The sequence below is a fragment of the Symmachiella macrocystis genome, from assembly GCF_007860075.1.
Taxonomy (GTDB): domain Bacteria; phylum Planctomycetota; class Planctomycetia; order Planctomycetales; family Planctomycetaceae; genus Symmachiella; species Symmachiella macrocystis.
Map to the genome: position 1 here is coordinate 3,661,737 of NZ_SJPP01000001.1, position 18,578 is coordinate 3,680,314.

The following is an 18,578-nucleotide window of genomic DNA, read 5'->3' on the forward strand; positions in this document are numbered from 1 at the left end:
CTGATTCCAGCGGATCACTAGGATCAGTGGGGACTGCCGCGCAGGCAAACGGAGACTGACCGCAGCAATTATAGCGGCCGGACGGCTGGTGTGTAGTCAAAGCCATCGACGCTGGCGCCACTAGTAATTGGCCATCATGCTAGTCGCCTCCCTCGGTTCACGGTGGGGTGGTTTGCTGGCAATTACTCATCTCTGCCCTGCGAGATACAGCCACCCACAATTGCTTACACCAACTTGCAGCACGGATCGGATAGAGTTGATATGTGTGATCGGACTTGAGATCATGTTCCATGCCGATAAAAACTCCGTCTCGAGATTCAATAAGTAGCTTATCATGAAAACAATTTCTCCGTTCACGCGTTTGGTTTTGTGCCTATCCGTTGCCTTGACTGCCGGGTCGCTTTCGGCGGCGGAATTTGAGTCGATCTTTGACGGCAAATCATTGAAAGGCTGGAAGGCGCTGGAGATGAGTTACTGGTCGGTGCGGGATCATGCGATTACAGGGCAATCGACGCCTGAGAACCCGTGTACCTCAAATCAATTCATGGTCTGGCAGGGTGGCGACGTCGCCGATTTCGAACTCAAACTCAAATTCCGCGTGAAGGGAAACGGCGGGAATTCGGGAGTTCAGTTTCGCAGTCTGCTCAAGCCCAATGGACTGGCAGTCGGCTATCAGGCCGATATTTATCAGAGCGGTCCGTATCTCGGCGGCGTTTGCGATGAAATGCACAATCGCAAAGGCCACGAACTGTTAACCGCCAATGGCACAAAGACCGTCATCGACGCGGCGGGCAAACGAACAGCCACCAACCTGGACGCGAAGGCGACCATGAAACCCGAGGGAGAATGGAACGACTATCACATCACGGCCAAAGGCCAACACATCATTCTCCGGATCAACGGTGTAAAGTGCTCCGAACTGATCGACCAGGAGAAAGGGCACTTCGACCTGAAAGGCTTCCTCGGATTACAACTGCGATCCGGCAAGCCCATGACCGTGCAATTTAAGGACATCTACCTCAAACAGCTTTGAGCGTTACAGCTGCGTCCCCAATGCGAAGTCAATTGTTGCCCGCGCACATCCAATATCAAACTTTGACGAGAGTTATCGAACCCCCAAAACCATTTAATGGCTGGTGCCCTCACTCTGTCCATTCGCGGTCTATTGTGTTTTGGGGATTTCACTTTTGGGGCTTCATCGAACTATCCGATCGAAGATGTTTCAAACTCGGCGACAATTTCTCTTAGAACTGCGACGATCCTGTCAGCCAATTCGATTTCAGTGATTTCTAGGTCAATAAATTCATCCATGCCAGCATAATACTTCCGAATCGCTTCACTTTGGTCTGCTTTCTTTCGGCCCTCAAATATATTTTCCGACATTGGGCGTTTTCCCAAGCTCGACAACACTTGGTTATGAACTCTCGTGTTGCGGGATGCCTCGATCGCACGATCAAGTGAACGCTTCAATGAGAGTAAATCCACTCGACCAATTTCACGAGCTAATAGGTCGATCGATTGCAACCGTTTGCCTGCACTCATGATGTCGAGTTTGTCCATCGCATAATCCAGAGCCGTATCCCCATCGTTATCTTTGTAAGTTGCGTCGGCTCCATATTTGAGTAAACTTCGCACGATTTCAGAATTCTTCGCACCAAGCATGAGTGCCGTGCAACCGTGGGGGCCGCGCAGACTGATATCCGCGCCGGCATTGATCCAGAATGGAACAGTTTTTTCCATGCCTCCGGCGCAAGCCTGCATAATTCCCGTCATCAAATCGGCCCGTTTCGCATTCACATCGGCACCGGCGAAAATCAGTTTTTCAAATTGTTCGCGATTGAAAGGCGGAGATGCCGCCATCATTAAAGCAGTTTGTCCGGTTTCGTCACTGGTCGAAAGGTCGAATCCAGCTGCCACTAATTCAGATAGCTCTGTCGCGGACAATCGTCTGAGTTGGTTCGCAGTGTAGTCGCGCTTCTCTTTCACAAATTCGGTTTCTTCGCCGTGTATCGTTGCATCGGCCAACTGATTCATAGCCTCATTGAACTTCGCCATCTGTTGCTCGTACGTTTCGATGGGGCGATCATCCGGCACCTGCTCTTGTTCGCGTTTCTCGAACTCGGCACGAATTTCATTTTCAGTATCGAAAATGCGACTCGATGATTGAAGCCTTTCTTTGAACATCCAACCGTCAGGCAGAATTGCTGCTAACGCAATACTGATTTCAGGGTTGAAGTTGTCAGAACCATCTTCCCCTTCGATTGTCCATGGCAGAAGATGCGCGCGATTAGATGTCGTTCTTATGCGCCGGAGGTCATGGTCGTTATTGTGCAGCTCGATCAGCATCGTCGGCGAGTCGTTTGTTCTGCGACTACCAAAATGATAATCAAGCTCGGCCGTTGTTCTACCAAACCGAATTGGGTCAGGTTCGGTCGCGATGTCATCAATCGCGTTCAAGAAGCGAGTAATCTGCCCCTGCGTCACAGTACTTAGCGCAAGCGTGACTTCATCATGCGAGGTCCAATCACCATCCGCCTCCTGCCGCAAGACAAGCCGGCCTGACGTCTGCGGTGACGCAAACCCTGTCCACAAGGCATTAATCTCGATCCGAGTCGGTAATGAAGTAGAGCATGGCATGACTGCATTGTAGAATGGTAGAAATTCAATTGCCAAGAGATCAGCGTCTTCCTAGATCCCGCCCCATTGGACGCCAACGGCCGTTGCCGGTAAGTTATGCTGAAGATATTCCCCGAACTCGCCATCCATCGCGCCGCTACTGAACCATGTCCGATGATCCTCTGCAAACACCGGTGCAATTCCTGAAAGGAGTGGGGCCGGCGCGCGCGGAGTTGTTGGAAAAGCTGGACGTTCGGACGGCTGAGGATGTGTTGTTTGATCTGCCGCGGGATTATCTCGACCTGACCGTCGTTAAGCCGGTGGCGGAGTTGGAAGAGGGGCAGGTGCAGACGGTCCGCGGTCGCGTGGTGGATCTCGACGGCAAGAAAATCTCCGGCAATCGCACACTCTCGGCGGTGTTGCTGGATTGCGACGGGGATTTCGTCCGCGGCGTGTGGTTCAACCAGCATTGGGTGCTCAAGCGATTTCAACCCAACGATCTGGTGCTGTTTTCCGCCAAGGTCAAACGCGCGTCGGGGCGTTGGGAAATGTCGCACCCCATGATTCAATGGCTCGACGAAGAGGATGCGGAGGCCGGGGGCGGGGTGTTGCCGATTTATCGGCTCACCGAAGGGTTGAACATGCAGGCCATGCGGCGGATCACACGCCAGACCTTGGAATCGCATGCGGAGTTTGTGCCGGAAGAATTGCCGGAGAAATTTCGCCAATACACGGACTTGATGCCGATCACTGCAGCGCTGCACGGCGTCCATTTTCCACAGACGATCGAACAGCGCGATGCAGCACGGCGGCGGTTGGTGTTTCAGGATTTGTTAGAGTTTCAATTGGGACTGGCGCTGCGCCGCCGATTGCGAACCCAACAGCCGATCTCAGCCAAAATGCCCACCACGTCGAAAATCGATGCGCGGATTCGGCGGTTGTTTCCCTTTGAATTCACCGCCGGACAAAACTCGGCGGTTGCCGATATCGTGCAGGATCTCGATTCGGGACACGCCATGCACCGCTTATTGCAAGCCGACGTCGGTGCGGGGAAAACCGCTGTAGCGATTTATGCAACGTTGGTCGCTATCGCCGCCGGCTATCAAGCGGTGTTAATGGCGCCGACAGAATTGCTGGCGACGCAACACTGGGGGACCGTCGAAGCTATTTTAGCGCATAGTCGCGTGAACCGCTTGCTACTAACTGGCAGCTTAACTGCCGGCGAACGGCGGCAGGCATTGGCCGACATTTCTTCCGGTGCGGTGCAATTGATCGTCGGCACGCAAGCGGTGATTCAGAAAGATGTGAACTTCGACAATCTGGGGCTGGTGGTCATCGACGAGCAACACAAATTCGGCGTGATGCAGCGGGCGCATTTTTCCAGCGGCGATCGGGTGCCCCATGTCTTGGTGATGACGGCCACCCCCATTCCGCGGAGCCTATGCCTGACACAATTCGGCGATTTGGACCTGTCGGTTGTCTCCGATATGCCGCCCGGTCGCTGCAAAGTGACATCAAGCCGCGTCTATACCGCCGCTGCACGCAAGAAAGCCTGGGAGTTCATCCGCCGCAAACTGCAATCGGGCCGCCAAGCCTACATCGTCTGCCCCCGTGTCCAAGCGAACGAATCAGATGCCGAAACGGAAGACGCCAGCGCCGAAGCGGTGTTCCGCGACTTGAGCGACGGCGAACTGAGCGGCTTTCGCGTGGGCCTCGTGCATGGCCAAATGGATCGTGAACGTAAAGCAGCGGCGATGGAGGCGTTTCGTAGCGGAGAGATTCAGGCAATCGTCTCCACAACTGTGGTCGAAGTCGGCGTCGATGTGCCCAATGCGACGCTGATGGTGATTTACCAGGCCGAGCGGTTCGGACTGTCGCAATTGCACCAACTGCGGGGCCGGATTGCGCGGGGCCGTTTCGATGGTTATTGCTTTTTGTTTTCCGAAACCGACAACCCCGAAGCAGTCAGCCGGCTGCAGGCGATGGAACGCACGGTGAACGGCTTCGAGATTGCCGAGACCGATTTCGAACTCCGCGGCCCGGGCGACGTATTAGGCACGCGTCAACACGGCGACCTTCCGCTCCGCGTCGCCGACCTCACCACCGACGGAGCCGTCCTTCGCGAAGCCCGCAAAGTGGCGTTCCAGCTGGTCGACTCCGGGCGATTCGACGATCCCGATTATGCGCCGCTGAAGATCCGCGTGTTAGAGCGATTCCGCGAACAGATGGATCTGGTCGGCAGTGGTTGAACTGTTCGGCAATGGGTTATTTCGGCGTCGGCATCGGAGCGTTCACGCTTTTCCGCCACTGGTGCAATTGGTCGCGCAACGCGTTTGCCTTGTCCGGCATCTTGGCTGCTAAGTCCTGCTTCTGGCTGAGGTCGTCGCGGAGGTTGTACAGCTCCACGTGATCATCCTCGAAGAACTCCAACAGTTTGTAATCTCCCACGCGGATCGCACCGGCGGGGGTGGTTCGCCAGGTGCCTGCTTTGACATCGGCTTGCAGGTAGCCGGGGAAATGCCAATAGAGCGCCTCGCGATCCAGTTTGGCTTTCCCGCCCGATTTGAGCAGCGGCAAGAAACTGATGCCGTCGAGTTTGTGCGCCGAATCGGGCTGGACGGCGGCCACTTCTAAGAACGTGGGATAGAAATCGATAGAGATCACCGGCTCGTCGCAGACCGTTCCTGCCGGAATCGGTTTAGGCCAACGGATAATCAACGGCACCCGCACGCCCCCTTCGTACAACATTCCCTTGCCGCCGCGCAGTGGAGCATTGTTGGTGATGTTCCGCCCGGTGGAGCCGCCCAATTCACCATATCCGCCCAACCCGCCGTTGTCGGAATAGAAAATCACAATCGTGTTGTCGGCCAGCTTCAACTCATCTAACTTGGCCATGATCCGCCCGACCCCTTCGTCGACGCTGTCAATCATCCCAGCATAGACCGGATTGTGATGTCCGCCGATGGGTGGTTGGCCTTGGAACTTGGCAGTCGAAGTCTCCTTAGCGTGAATCGGAGTGTGGACGGCGTTATGGGGCAGATACAAAAAGAAAGGCTCATCACGATGTCGCTCGATGAACGATACTGCTTGGTCGGTTAAGAAATCAGCCAGATACTCGTCTTCGTCGACTGGCACTGCGGGATCGGTTGTGAAATTAAAATGCCCCCGTGACGCCGAGATGGCCTCGTCGAATCCGCGCTGCGATGGATGGTATTTAGGGCCTTTGCCAAGATGCCATTTACCAAACATACCAGTCACATACCCCGCCTGTTTCATGGCGTCGGCCATGGTAACTTCGCTAAGCGGCAGGTCGGTGATATTCTCGACTGGAATCATCTTGCGGAATTTGTCATCACCCCGAGCGCCGGTACTGACGGTATAGATGCCGTGCCGGGGCGAATAGCGTCCGCTCATCAAACAGGCCCGCGTGGGGGCGCAGTTGGGGGCATTGGTATAGGCACAGGTGAATTTCAGCCCTTGCTCGCTGAGCTGGTCGATGTGGGGCGTTTTGTAGAACTTGCTCCCGTAGCAGCCCAGATCGGTCCACCCTAGGTCGTCGGCGAAAATGAACACAATATTCGGCTTTTCCGTCGCCGCGAAAAGTGGCTCGGTCCAGCCAGCGATCTGGGAGATAACGATAAATATTAAAGCGGCACGGAAAGACATGGCGGTCGAGCCTTTTTGCAGGGGAAACGATGTGGCAACACGACTTAAAATTAGCATGCTCCCAGTCGCCGCACCAGCTTACGCAGGCTGATTTCCCTCTGGAATCCTTTGCCCAACGTGATACCGGAATCTCACGCCAACCAGCGACGACCTCATTCACGTTTGTTAGACTATGAGGATAAAGGAGCGTTAGCGATGTCTGAACCCGACTCCCGCAAATCTCGTATTCCTCGCACCGGGCTATTGATTTTCATTAGCTTAGTGGCGTTGGTGGTTGCCGTCGTATTACCGATCTGGTGGCCGCACTATAAAGAGCAACAGGCGATTGCAGAGCTTGAAGGATTTGTATCCACAGAGCTCGAACGTCCTGCGTTGATCCCGGATGCGGTGGACGAAAAATATTTGCAGGCATTGAATCATGCCGACGTTGTGTATTTAGATTTTCAGCCGGTTACGGCCGAACAACTGAAACGTTTGCAAGATATGCCCAAATTGCGGCGTCTGGGACTGAGTAGCACACCGATTACTGATGCCGGGCTGATTTATATCAGCGAACTGTTGGGGCTGGAACGTCTCTCACTCAGAGAAACCAGCGTCGGTGATGCGGGGATGATTCATTTACGTCAATTGAATCACCTAGCAGCGTTAGATCTCGCGAAAACAAAAGTGACAGATGCCGGGTTGGCGCAGCTAGCTGCGTTGTCGTCCCTGCAAGAATTGACGCTCAATCACACTCAGATCACAGGCAAGGGGTTCTCGCATTTTCATGGTACGACGACCCTCAAACGTGTGAGTCTTGAGAATTGCCCCGTCACAGATACCAGTCTGGAACAAATGGCCGGGCTGACCAGCATCGTCACACTCAACCTCTCCGGTACAAAAATTACCGACGCAGGACTAGCACATCTGGCCAAGTTCACCGAGCTTCAGTCATTGCGTTTGGATTGCAATCAGATATCCGATGCTGGCGCAGCGCATCTAGCAGGCCTCACCAAGTTAAAACACCTGTCCCTGGAAATGACGCAAGTCACGCAGCCTGAGATGGATAAGCTAGCTGAGTCCCTCCCTGGATGCTCGATGGTTTGGACATCCTCTTCGGTTTGGGGAGCTTGCGCGGGAAACGAAGCACCGTAACGCTTTGCCGCAGGTTCCCGCGGATGCTAAATTGGAATCAATGAATTCACAGTGGCCCCCACCTTCCCCCAAGATCTCACCAACGCCTATGTACACCACCCTGATACGCAACGTTTGGATTGGTCTCTCCCTCTGCTTTGGCATCGTCGCGGACAACGCGCGTGCGGCGGGGAATTTTTCGATAACCCAGGCAAAAGACTCGATTACGGTTGCTGACATCAAGGAACATGTCAATGTGCTGGCCAGCGACACGTTCGAGGGACGGGAAGCCGGATCACAGGGCGGGATGGCTGCGGGGGTTTATTTGGGCGAGCAATATCGAAAATACAAATTGGCAGGCGGCACCAAAGACAGCCGCTATTACCAATCCTTCAACGGCAACTACCGCAACATTCTAGGCATGATCCGCGGTACGGACCCCGTCGTTGGGGACGAAGTGGTCATGGTCAGCGCGCATTACGACCATGTGGGATACGGCAACAGCGGAAATAGCCGGGGACCGACCGGCTACATCCACAACGGCGCGGATGATAACGCCAGTGGGACAGCTGCGCTGATCGAATTGGCCGCGGCGATTTCCAACCTCAACACACCACCGCGGCGGACAATACTGTTCGCTTTATGGGATGCCGAGGAAAAAGGATTGTGGGGTTCGGAGCATTGGATCAAATCGCCGACGGTACCCCGTGACAAAGTGAAAATGCTGATCAACGTCGATATGATCGGCCGGTTACGTCGCGGCGTCTTGACCTGTTACGGCGCCCGCACCATTCCCGGACTACGGCGAATTATCAGCGACAACAACCACGTCGAGTCCTTGAAGTTAGATTACACCTGGGAGTTGCCCGACAACAGCGATCATTGGCCGTTTCTGCAGAGGCAAGTGCCGGCGATGATGCTTCACACGGGATTGCACAACGATTACCACACGCCGGCCGACGATCTCGACAAACTGAATTACGACGGAATTCGCGATATTACGCGATTGATGTTTCACGTCACGTGGGACTTGGCCAATCGAGAAGAAATCACCCCCTTTCGTCGCTCTGTATTGGGTGAAACCGTCGCCGTACAAAAGCAAACCGAGCGTGGACTTCCGCCGCGCCCTAGTCGACTGGGGGTACGCTGGAGTGAAGTCGACGCACCATCAGCTGGCATACGCGTGGACCAAATCCGCCCCGTCTCCGCCGCCGCCCGCGCAGGGCTAGTTGTGGGGGATGTGATTATCGAGGTGGGAGGAACAGCGGTGACCAAAGGCAGCGAGTTCCTCGTCGCTGTCTTAGCGGCGGCCAGCCCAACAGAGTTTGTGATTCACCGCGGCGAAGACTCTGAACCGAAAACGATCTCAGTCGCATTGGAAGGGACGCCGACACGGTTAGGGATCAGTTGGCGGATCGATCCCGCCGATCCCGGCTGTCTGGTCCTGACCCGCGTAGTCCCCGGATCACCAGCAGGGCAAGCCGGGTTGCGGTTGAACGACCGAATCTACAAAATTGGGGAACGGGAGGTCGCCGATTTCGAAACGATCGGGGGCGACGCATTTTATCAAACGCCGCAACTGGAATTGCTCGTCGAACGCCATGGCTTTTTAAAATCGCTCGACATTCATATACCGGAACTGCCGAATCGTTGATGTTGCGTTGCGTCAGAGAGGGTAACGGGGTTGTGGAAATCACGGCAGGCGGGAGCCTGCCCTACTTGAAGTGGGGGAGTCTTGGTTATGTGGAATGGGTTGATGAAGGTACTGGCCTTGGTGCTGTTGTGTGTTGCGGGACTCTGCAGCGGCACTGCCGATTTGCGTGCGGCGGAGAAACTCAACATTCTGATCGTCGATGGCCAGAACAATCACGACTGGCATGTGATGACGCCTTACATGAGTCAGGTCTTGGAAGACACAGGTCGGTTTTCCGTGGACGTTGTCACGACGCCTCCCAAAAATGCGCCGGCGGCTGCTTGGAAAACTTTTCGGCCGGAGTTCTCAAAATATGACGCTGTACTGAGCAATTACAACGGCCAACCTTGGCCACAGCCGGTGCAGCAAGATCTGACCGACTACATCAAAGGGGGTGGAGGCTTGGTGATTATCCATGCGGCCAATAACGCGTTTCCCAAATGGCCGCAGTGGAACGAGATGATCGGCCTGGGGTGGCGCGGCAATGATTTTGGTGAGCGGGTTTCATTGGATGACAAAGGTAAAATCAACCGCGCCGCTGCCGGCAAAGGCCCTGGAGCGGGACATGGTCGGCAACACGAGTATGCAATTGTGACGCGCGATTCGGACCATCCCGTCACGCGTGGCATGCCTCGTGAATGGATGCACACCAAGGACGAGTTGTATCACGGTCAACGAGGCCCGGCGCTGAACATGCAAATTTTAGCAACGGCCTATTCCGACAAGGAGACCGGCGGAACTGGCACGCATGAGCCGATGGTCTGGGTGATTCCCTACGGCAAAGGACGTGTTTTCACCACGGTGCTAGGACACGTCGGCGGCGAGGACATCACGTCGCTGCGTTGTATCGGCTTTCAAACGGTGATGAATCGTGGTTGCGAATGGGCAGCAACGGGCGAAGTGACGTTGCCGGTTCCGAAGAATTTCCCCAAGCCGGACGTGGTGAGTGTCGATCCTGGCAAGTGATTTTCGCGAATACGCTGCCGGATTCACGAATTTCCGTACGCGCCCAATTGACAGTCCCAGGTTGCCTGTCACAATTTGTTAACGCCGCTGAAAATAAAATGCAGGGTCACAATTTAGCCGTCTGAAGCATTTTAGGCCGAAGGCCTTTTTCATCTTAGCCAGGGGCAACGCCCCTGGATGGTGAGGCTCACGAAGCGGCTTTGGCCGACGGCCATATTCACAAATGGCCTGCCCGCGAAAATGGCTGGAGTTTTGAGTATGACCTTCGGCCAATCGACGATATAACCGATCCGTCACCTAGGACGATGTCCTAGTATTTCAATGCAGGTTTTATTCTAAGATGAGAAACCACTGATGCCGGAAATTGGCTGGCAATTTGTTGTGTGCGGCGTGATTGTCGCGTGGGCGGTTTATTTACTGACCCGCGATTTCGTGCAGTTGGCGCGGGGACGCTCGGGGGGCTGTCAGTCCGGAGGCTGTGGGGATTGTCCATCAGGAAGTACAACTGCAGCGGAATCCTCGCCGGGGTTTGTGCCGCTGCAGGCACTGGATAAGCCGGCCACTGAGGATCGGCAGGAGTGATGAGGTTGAGTAGTTTGAAAACCCTCACCCCAGTCCTCTCCCAGGGGGAGAGGGAGTAATCTGTTATTGCCCTTCTCCGCGCGAGAGGGAGAATTTATTTGCGGACTCTTCCCTCTTAGTAAGGGAATCAACGTTGTTAAAGGTGACCGTTCTTTGTCGACTGAACAAACGGAAGCGATTGTGATTCGGTTGGCGGATTTCAGTGAAAGCAGCCGCGTGGTCACCTGCTTTTCACGGGAGTTTGGCAAGTTCTCGGCGGTCGCCAAAGGGGCTAAGCGCGCTAAGAGCGCGTTCGAGGCTGGTCTTGACCTGTTAAGCGTTTACAATATAGTGTTCATCCGCAAATCGTCCGGCGGGTTGGACATACTGACCGAAGCTCAACTCAAAAGACGATTTCAGTCAAACGACCGCGACTTAACCGGCCTGTACGGCGGGTATTATGTCGCGGAATTGCTAAACGGACTGAATGAAGAATACGATCCGCATCCTCAATTGTACGACGATGTGGTCGCGACCTTAGAATCGTTTTCTGTCGCTGGAAATGCCGCGACAGCTATTTTGCGTTTTGAGTTAGGCCTGTTGCGTGAAATCGGCCAGTTGCCCGCATGGGATATTTGTGTGCGGTGCGGACGGCAGGTAGAACCAGCGGCTTGGTATGGAATGAAATCCAGTTTGGGCGGCGTGGTTTGCCGTTCTTGTCTGGCACAAGAAGAATATTTTCACCGGTTAACCGCCGGAGCGGTGGCTGTTCTGCGACGTCTGTCGGAAGAATCAACATCGCCACAATCGCGCGTTAGCGTAACACGTCAACAGTTCACAGAAATTCGCCACGTTCTTGACGGAGCCATTCGGCAAGCTTTGGGACGGCGTCCTAAAACGTTGAAGTTTTTGAAGTTCACCTAACACACGATTCCAAAAAGCGTTTCGCCGCAGATTTGCGGCACACTCTCATCTCTCCCCGCGACCCAAACCTGTTCTCCCCATCTCACTTCTCGATTTATTTAATCTCACCATGTTCGTATGGCCGGCGTTCTTTGTGCGCTTTGCCCTGGCGGAAGTTCCGTCAATCGCAGTCGAAGCGCAGCTGACGTTGGGCCGCACGATTTAAGAACAGGCGTTGTCGCCGCCGTGATTGTCATGCCCAAAAACCTAAAAAAACGAAACTTGCTCCCTCATTTCTTCTTGATGGTGGGATGGGCCAGCATAGGGCTACCCTATCTGGCTGGATGTTCCACCGTCGAATCGGGACGCGAGAAAATCGGCACCATGTTCGGGTCGAGCACGAGCTCCGCTGAGGAACGTCTGTTGGCCGACGGTTCACTCGCTCCCATGGAAGGTCAGGACGAATTCGACGCGGCAAAGCAACTGTATGCCGCCAAAGATTTTGAGGAAGCGGAAAAGGCGTTCAAAAAAGTTACCAAAAAATATGAAGACCGCCCCATCGAGGAAGAAGCCCTGTTCATGCTGGCCGAAAGTCAGTTTCAGCAGGAGCGGTTTCCCAGAGCGGAGGATTCCTACAACCGCCTGTTGAACAAATACGAAGGCTCGCGCTATATGGACCAGGCCACATTCCGCCTGTTCACAATTGCGCGGGACTGGTTGGATGGCCCCGCCCCGGTTCAGGAGCAAGAAGTCATTCAGGCCTCGGGTGGCGAAGATCCCGAGTCGGGAGTCGTCAGAATCGACAAACAAAAACGTCCGTTCCCATTAATCCCAAATCTCACGGATGACAAACGACCTGCGTTCGATACCGATGGACGCGCCTTGGAAGCGCTCAAGTCGATTTGGCTGAATCATCCCACCGGGAAATTGGCAGACGATGCTGTGATGTTGTCAGGCGTGCATCACTACCGCACCGGTGACTATTTAGAAGCCGGCCATTTCTTCGAAATGCTTCGCGAACAATACCCCAACAGCCCACACGCAGCTAACGCCTATCAATTCGGAGCACACGTCGAGCAATTGATCTATCAAGGCCCTGCCTATGACGGGAGAGGGCTGGACAAGGCGATCGAGCTAACCGAGAGCACGCTGAGCCTGTTTCCGGACAAGGTCAATCGAAAGCGGCTACAAAAATCGTTGGCCTATATCAATCACGAAAAGGCGCGCAAGTCCTGGGAACGGGTTCAATACCGTTTAGGCAAAGGGCAACGGGAAGCGGCCGAAATCAACTGCGTGGCATTGTTGCAGGACCATCCCGATTCGGCATTCGCCGAATTGGCGAAACAGACGATGGAAGAATTGCGAGCGGAACGATTGAAACGCTCCGGCATGGATCCACAAGAAGAACTGATCCAACCGGAACTGCCCAAATACGAGGAATCGTATGACGGCGATGTCGGTGAAATTTACATCGGGGATATCCAGGAAGGCGAAACAGTAGAAAACGAAGATACGATTGCCCCGCCCGATTTCTCGGACGTCCCGGATCTATTTGATAACTTACCGACGGAATAACACGAAACTCATTCCTTCCCATCCCCTGACCCAATGGTAAAACTTACCGTGATTCGCACCGTTCAACGAACCGTAGGCGCCGCGACGTTAATGCTGATGGCATTCACGCTGAGCGGTTGCGGCTACGCGGTGGGGCCGGCGTTTGACAACGAGGTTCACACGGTCTACGTCGAAACTTTCAACACCGATTTGTTTCGGCGCGATCTCGAGTTTCAATTGACCGAGGCGATTCAGCGGCAAGTTCAAACGCAGACGCCGCTCCGCCTAGCAAGTTGCGCTGATGCCGACACCAAACTGTCGGGACGGATTGTCAGCTCCAGGAAGCATACGTTGGGGCAAAGCAGTTACGACGAGGCGCGGCAATTGGAAATCGATTTGCGGATCCACGTCACCTGGGTCGATCAGCGGACGGGCGAGTTGCTTCAGGAACAAGAAGTGGCCTTGGCGCCGGACGTGGTGCACCTGATGTCCGATGGCGATTTCGCCCCGGAAGTCGGGCAGTCATTAGCAACAGCCTATCAAGTCGCGTTGGACGAAATGGCCCGCGAAATCGTGCAGATGATGGAAACCCCTTGGTAGGCACGCTCCCGGGAAATTCGCTGCTTCGTCGGCCCGCCTGCAGGACTACTCTCGGATCTTGACCACCATCAAGGTCCGGTCATCGGGAAGCGAATCGCCATCGCAATGCGCCTCGGCGCGCCCCCAGATATTTTGCAGGATTTCAGCTGCCGTACCTTCACGGCATTCGCGGACAGCGGCGATGATGCCTTTGGAGCGGAACAATTCCCGCGAACGATTCATCGCTTCGCTAATTCCGTCGCTATAGATCACCAGCACGTCGCCAGGTTGCAGATCGACCACCGAATGTCCGTACTCAGTATCGCCCAGCACTCCCAACAGCAAACCATGTGACTCCAACGTGGTGACTTTGTCTCCGCGGATGAAGATTGGATTACAATGACCGGCATTGGAGTAGGTGAACGTGCGCTTATCAGAATCGAGCACACCGTAGATTAGGCTCATAAAGTGCTGCGAATGTGTCAACGTGTGCAGTGCGGCATTCACACGCTGCATAACACCCGCAACGTCAGGATCTTCCACTTGCTGAGTGCGTAGCGCCCCCCGCGCGGTCGCCTTCACCATGGCAGCTGGGATGCTATTTCCCGAGGCATCGCCGACAGCGATCCCTGTGCGATTTGACGACAGCGGAATTGACTCGCACAAGTCACCCCCCAGTTCATGCGCGCTCATGCAAAATGCGGCGACTTCAAACATCGGATCATCAATGGCGTGGTTGACGAAATCGTCTGGTTGATTCTCCGAGGCGACCTGCAATTCGCGCGACAGCCGGTGTTGGACTTCGCTTTCCCGCAACAACACCATGCGTTCCAAAATGGCAGCGGTTTGAATAGCAATCGACTGCAAAACGTGGATCTGCCGGTCGGTAAATTCCCGCTGTCGTCGGTCATAGACCCACATCGTCCCCAACGGCACATTTTCCGCCATCACCGGGACGCACAACCCTGAAAGCGCATCGGACGGCAAAAGTCGTTCGCCGTGCGGATGGTCGCGTTGCACCACGATCGGACCCTGAATCAATGCCTGAAAGTCCGGTTGGTCGGATCGTAGTTCGCGGGTCTTCAGCGGAATCGTGTCCACCCCTTGGCGAAAGACGGCACGCAAGCGTAGCGAGTTCGTGGTGGGGTTGAGCAGAAAGAAGGTTGCCCCCCACGATTCGGTCAATTGAGCCGCAGCGGTCAGCAAATCCGACATCGTGCGAGGTAGATCTGTTCCCTCGCGGACTGCGCACTTTAAGTCGACCAACGTCGACAGGTCGCGTGAGGAGGCATCGATCTGATGCGCGGCGGAGACTAATTCCGAAATCAGGTTCGCCAACGTTTGCCCCAGCGCAGTCACCGATTCCAGCGACGAATTTGGTTCGTTGAATTGCGGAACATCCAGATGCAAGTAGCCGGCGATGGATAATTCGTCGCGGATCTCCGCATGCCAACAGCAGCAGGCATCGGTGTTCAACTGGTCCAACACCGCTTCCGCCGTATCTTCCGTGGCAGGGGTAAAACGCAGTACCCAGCCGGTCGCTTCGGAAAACTGTCGGCAGATGAGCAAGACGAGTCGGCGATAATCTGTCACCAGTGCGGTCATAATACGTGACGTCCGGCGGGTGTCGATTTCTAAGGGGGAATGATTTGGCAACCCGCAAGTCGGGTGCTATTTCATTACCATCGACCAATGCCCGCAACCGCAATGAGGGCGCCCTAACATGCATCGATTGCGCCGTTGATAACGATCAGTGATGCCGTAAGGTGATTCGTCGACGGGGATTCCAGGCCCTGTTCGCGCGCCGGAACGACGCCTCAACCGCCCGCTTCGCTACCGTTGTCGGGAGCGTCAAATCTTGCAACAACGGCACAGCCGCAAGAATCGCTCCAAACGTTGACCGACGTGCGGCACATATCCAACACTCGGTCGACGGCGATGATCACGCCCTGTGCTTCGATCGGCAAATCGACCGCTTGCAAAATGATGGCCATCATCACCAACCCCGCATGCGGAATCCCCGCCGCCCCCACGCTCGCCATCAGCGCGGTCACAGCCACAATGATCTGCGACTGCAGCGACATATCAAAGCCCGGAGTCGCTTGTGCGATAAACAAAACAGCGACCGCTTCGTAAAGGGCCGTGCCGTCCATATTGATCGTTGCGCCGAGTGGTAGCACGAACGAACTCACCCGATTCGGAACCCCGCCCCGATTCTCGACACTGGCCAAGGTCAAAGGCAAGGTGCCGTTGGAAGAGGCCGTGGAAAAAGCCGTCATCAGCGCCGGACTCATCGCCCGCGCGAATTCCCAAGGGGATCGCCGTGCGACAAACTTCACGATCAACGGCAACACGATCACAGCATGGACCAGCAAGGCCAAAAACACAGTCAGCATGTATTTGGCCAAGGTCATGAAAATGTCGATCCCCTGCGACGCGGTGGCGTAGACCATGAAGGCACACACACCGATCGGCGCAAGTGAAATGACAAACATGGTCATTCCCATGATCACTTCAAAGGCCGAGGCAAACAGATTCCGCAGCCCGTCCCCCTTTTCTCCCGCTTTGATGATGAACACGCCCAGCAGAATGCTGAACGTGATGATCGACAAAAAGTTGGCCGAGGCGAGCGATTCGATGGGATTGGACGGGATCATGTTTTGGATCAACCCGCCGAACACCCCCGTGAGCGACTGATCGGCACCACCAACGATCGCGTGATCATTCCCCGGCAACTGCTCTCCGACCCCCGGTTGGATCAGGTTGACCATGATGATCCCCGTGGTAATGGCCAACACGCTGGTCGTGAAGTAGTACAGCATGGTTTTGGTGAACAGCTTGCCCAGCCGACTGGTATCACCCAAGCCGGCGACGCCGGTCACCAGCGACGTCACAATCAGCGGGATCGTGATCATTTTCAGCAGCCGCAAAAACAAATCGCCAATCGCCTTGGCCCAACCGGCCACCGTCAACGACGGCGTGCCGCCGATTGTCTCATAAACGTCAAACACCCAGTTGGGCGCGTTTTTTTGAAACTCCGTGACGTTTTTTCCCGTGAATGTCGTCGACTCTTCCGCGCCGGCTTCGCGCCGCGTATAGATGGCGCTGATCTTGTCCAGGTTTTCTTCGATATCAATCCGGCGGTCAGTGACTTCAATTCGGGCCGTTTCCGGATCGGCATCCCACGCAGCTTTGATCTCGTCAGCAATATGCGGATAGGTCGTTTGAAAATCTGACAGCCCGTCCAGTTCGTCACGAAACAAATCCTTGGTGACCAGTTTGTCTTCTGGACCCAATTCATGCAGCGAAAGCGTGATTACGTCCAAATTCGGCCGGACGCGTATCACCGCATCAGGCAGATCAAGGCTCGAGGTTCCGGTACTGAAACCCAGATTGAACGCCAAGCCAATACAAGCGCCCACGATCAGCGCAATGAGGATTTGAATGTGCAGCGCCGGACGTTTCATAAAATGCGGTCCTGACGGGTTTTTAAAACGGGGGCTAAACTTTGCGAAACGACCGACAACGTCTTACTTGCGAGCCAGTGGGTGTTTGAGTGGCAACCAGGCCCCGTTTTCGGCACTGCTGGCGACGCACTGTTGGATGAAGTACATCCCTTCGACGCCATCGGCCACGTTGGGATAAATAGTGTCGGTCTTCTCAAACGTCTTACCCAAGGCACGGTCGGCCATCGCATCGTAGGCAAAGCGATAGACATTGGCGAAGGCTTCGAAAAAGGCTTCGGGGTGTCCCGCCGGCAACCGGCATGCGGCGGCGCCCGATGCGTTCGTGAACGGAGCGTTGGGGTCGCGCGTATAAACTTGATGCGGCTGTCCGTTGCGGCGGACCATCATTTGGTTCGGGTCTTCCTGCCGCCACTGCAGTGCTCCCTTTGTGCCATCGACTTCGATAAACAGGTCGTTCTCACGGCCATGGGAGATTTGACTAGCCGTCACGGTTCCCAGTCCACCGTTTTCGAGGCGAATCACGGCGTGTCCGTAGTCATCCAACCGTCGGCCGGGAGCGAAGATCTTCAGATGACTCGAGACTTCCTCGGGCAACAGTCCCGTCATATAGCGGGCCAAGTTGTAGGCGTGCGTGCCGATGTCGCCAAAGGCGCCGGCAGCGCCGGACTTGGCCGGATCGGTCCGCCAAGCCGCTTGTTTTTGATCGTCATCTTCCAAGCGTGAACGCAACCAACCTTGCATGTAGTTGGAGCGAAAGGCCTGAATCTCGCCGAGTTCGCCGCTCTGAATCATTTCTCGTGCTTGGCGAATGAGCGGGTAACCGGTGTAATTGTGAGAGAGCGCGAAGACCGCTCCCGATTTTTCCACCAACTGCGCCAACTCTTCGGCTTGCTCAAGATCAAACGTCATCGGCTTATCGCAGATCACGTTGAATCCCGCTTCGAGTGCGGCTTTGGCAATCGAGAAATGCGTGTGGTTTGGTGTGGCGACCGAGACAAAATCAATCCGTTTGTCTTCCGGCAGCGCCGCTTCGCTCGAGAGCAACTCATCCACCGAGCCATACGCTCGGTCGGGTTTGATGTCGTAATCCGGTGCCGATGCTTTGGCCCGCTCAGGATCGGAGGAGAGCGCGCCGGCGACGAGTTCGGCCCGATTATCAAGCACTGCCGCTGTGGCATGCACGCGGCCAATAAACGATCCCGCGCCCCCGCCGACCAAAGCCATGCGTAATTTGCGATTCAAATCCCCGTTGGTTGCCATCGTCTTGGTACTCCTGAAAAAATATCTCGGATGAACAGTCCGCGCAGCTAGAGGGCAGACTGTTGCCGGCCTTCAAGCTTTTCTGTCAAAAATATTGTTTGTTTGGTGTGAATCCTTGGCAAAAAAATCGTTCCCAGTGGATGACGGCTTGGTCGTGGTCTGAGAATTGTTGCGCACCCAATTCTGAGTCCAACCGATGC

14 protein-coding genes are annotated in these 18,578 nt (G+C 55.1%); 9 read left to right on the plus strand and 5 right to left on the minus strand.

Annotated features, from left to right (window positions below):
- Window positions 1–334 precede the first annotated feature (334 nt).
- The gene (locus CA54_RS14205; protein ID WP_146371389.1) at window positions 335–1,033 is read left to right on the plus strand and encodes a 3-keto-disaccharide hydrolase; all 699 of its coding nucleotides are present in this window, start codon (window positions 335–337) and stop codon (window positions 1,031–1,033) included.
- A gap of 170 nt (window positions 1,034–1,203) precedes the next feature.
- Here CA54_RS14205 and CA54_RS14210 read toward each other — a convergent pair whose 3' ends face one another.
- Entirely contained in the window at window positions 1,204–2,673 is a 1,470-nt protein-coding gene (locus tag CA54_RS14210) for an ankyrin repeat domain-containing protein (RefSeq protein WP_146371390.1), read from the minus strand.
- A gap of 110 nt (window positions 2,674–2,783) precedes the next feature.
- Here CA54_RS14210 and recG point away from each other — a divergent pair, with 110 nt between their 5' ends.
- A complete protein-coding gene (gene recG / locus CA54_RS14215) occupies window positions 2,784–4,865 on the plus strand; it encodes an ATP-dependent DNA helicase RecG (RefSeq protein ID WP_146371391.1) in 2,082 nt (693 codons plus the stop codon).
- Between the two features lie 16 nt (window positions 4,866–4,881).
- Here recG and CA54_RS14220 read toward each other — a convergent pair whose 3' ends face one another.
- Window positions 4,882–6,282, minus strand: a complete 1,401-nt coding sequence (locus CA54_RS14220) for a sulfatase (RefSeq protein ID WP_146371392.1) — start codon at window positions 6,280–6,282, stop codon at window positions 4,882–4,884.
- Window positions 6,283–6,477: 195 nt separating this feature from the next.
- Here CA54_RS14220 and CA54_RS14225 point away from each other — a divergent pair, with 195 nt between their 5' ends.
- The 7 genes from CA54_RS14225 (at window position 6,478) to lptE (ending at window position 13,672) form a co-directional block, all read left to right on the plus strand.
- On the plus strand, window positions 6,478–7,416 hold the full coding sequence (locus tag CA54_RS14225) for a leucine-rich repeat domain-containing protein (protein WP_146371393.1): 939 nt from the start codon (window positions 6,478–6,480) through the stop codon (window positions 7,414–7,416).
- An 88-nt stretch (window positions 7,417–7,504) separates the two neighbouring features.
- Window positions 7,505–9,049 (plus strand): M20/M25/M40 family metallo-hydrolase, encoded by a 1,545-nt coding sequence (locus CA54_RS14230; protein WP_197532462.1) that lies wholly within the window; start codon window positions 7,505–7,507, stop codon window positions 9,047–9,049.
- 87 nt (window positions 9,050–9,136) lie between these two features.
- The gene (locus CA54_RS14235; protein ID WP_231963062.1) at window positions 9,137–10,054 is read left to right on the plus strand and encodes a ThuA domain-containing protein; all 918 of its coding nucleotides are present in this window, start codon (window positions 9,137–9,139) and stop codon (window positions 10,052–10,054) included.
- A 354-nt stretch (window positions 10,055–10,408) separates the two neighbouring features.
- Window positions 10,409–10,636 (plus strand): hypothetical protein, encoded by a 228-nt coding sequence (locus tag CA54_RS14240; RefSeq protein WP_146371395.1) that lies wholly within the window; start codon window positions 10,409–10,411, stop codon window positions 10,634–10,636.
- 153 nt (window positions 10,637–10,789) lie between these two features.
- Window positions 10,790–11,539: a DNA repair protein RecO gene (gene recO / locus CA54_RS14245; RefSeq protein ID WP_197532463.1), complete on the plus strand. Its 750-nt coding sequence runs from the start codon at window positions 10,790–10,792 to the stop codon at window positions 11,537–11,539.
- Between the two features lie 234 nt (window positions 11,540–11,773).
- Window positions 11,774–13,093 carry an outer membrane protein assembly factor BamD gene (bamD, locus tag CA54_RS14250; protein ID WP_197532464.1) on the plus strand — a complete coding sequence of 440 codons (1,320 nt, stop codon included), beginning with the start codon at window positions 11,774–11,776 and terminating at the stop codon, window positions 13,091–13,093.
- A gap of 48 nt (window positions 13,094–13,141) precedes the next feature.
- Complete coding sequence (gene lptE, locus CA54_RS14255) at window positions 13,142–13,672, plus strand: LPS assembly lipoprotein LptE (protein ID WP_231963063.1); 531 nt, start codon at window positions 13,142–13,144, stop codon at window positions 13,670–13,672.
- A 45-nt stretch (window positions 13,673–13,717) separates the two neighbouring features.
- Here the strand turns inward: lptE and CA54_RS14260 are convergent, their stop codons facing one another.
- The 3 genes from CA54_RS14260 to CA54_RS14270 form a co-directional block, all read right to left on the minus strand.
- Window positions 13,718–15,256 (minus strand): PP2C family protein-serine/threonine phosphatase, encoded by a 1,539-nt coding sequence (locus CA54_RS14260; protein WP_146371399.1) that lies wholly within the window; start codon window positions 15,254–15,256, stop codon window positions 13,718–13,720.
- A 212-nt stretch (window positions 15,257–15,468) separates the two neighbouring features.
- Window positions 15,469–17,118, minus strand: coding sequence for a dicarboxylate/amino acid:cation symporter (locus tag CA54_RS14265; protein ID WP_146371400.1), 1,650 nt, complete (start codon window positions 17,116–17,118; stop codon window positions 15,469–15,471).
- A 63-nt stretch (window positions 17,119–17,181) separates the two neighbouring features.
- Window positions 17,182–18,378, minus strand: coding sequence for a Gfo/Idh/MocA family protein (locus CA54_RS14270; protein ID WP_197532465.1), 1,197 nt, complete (start codon window positions 18,376–18,378; stop codon window positions 17,182–17,184).
- Window positions 18,379–18,578 lie beyond the last annotated feature (200 nt).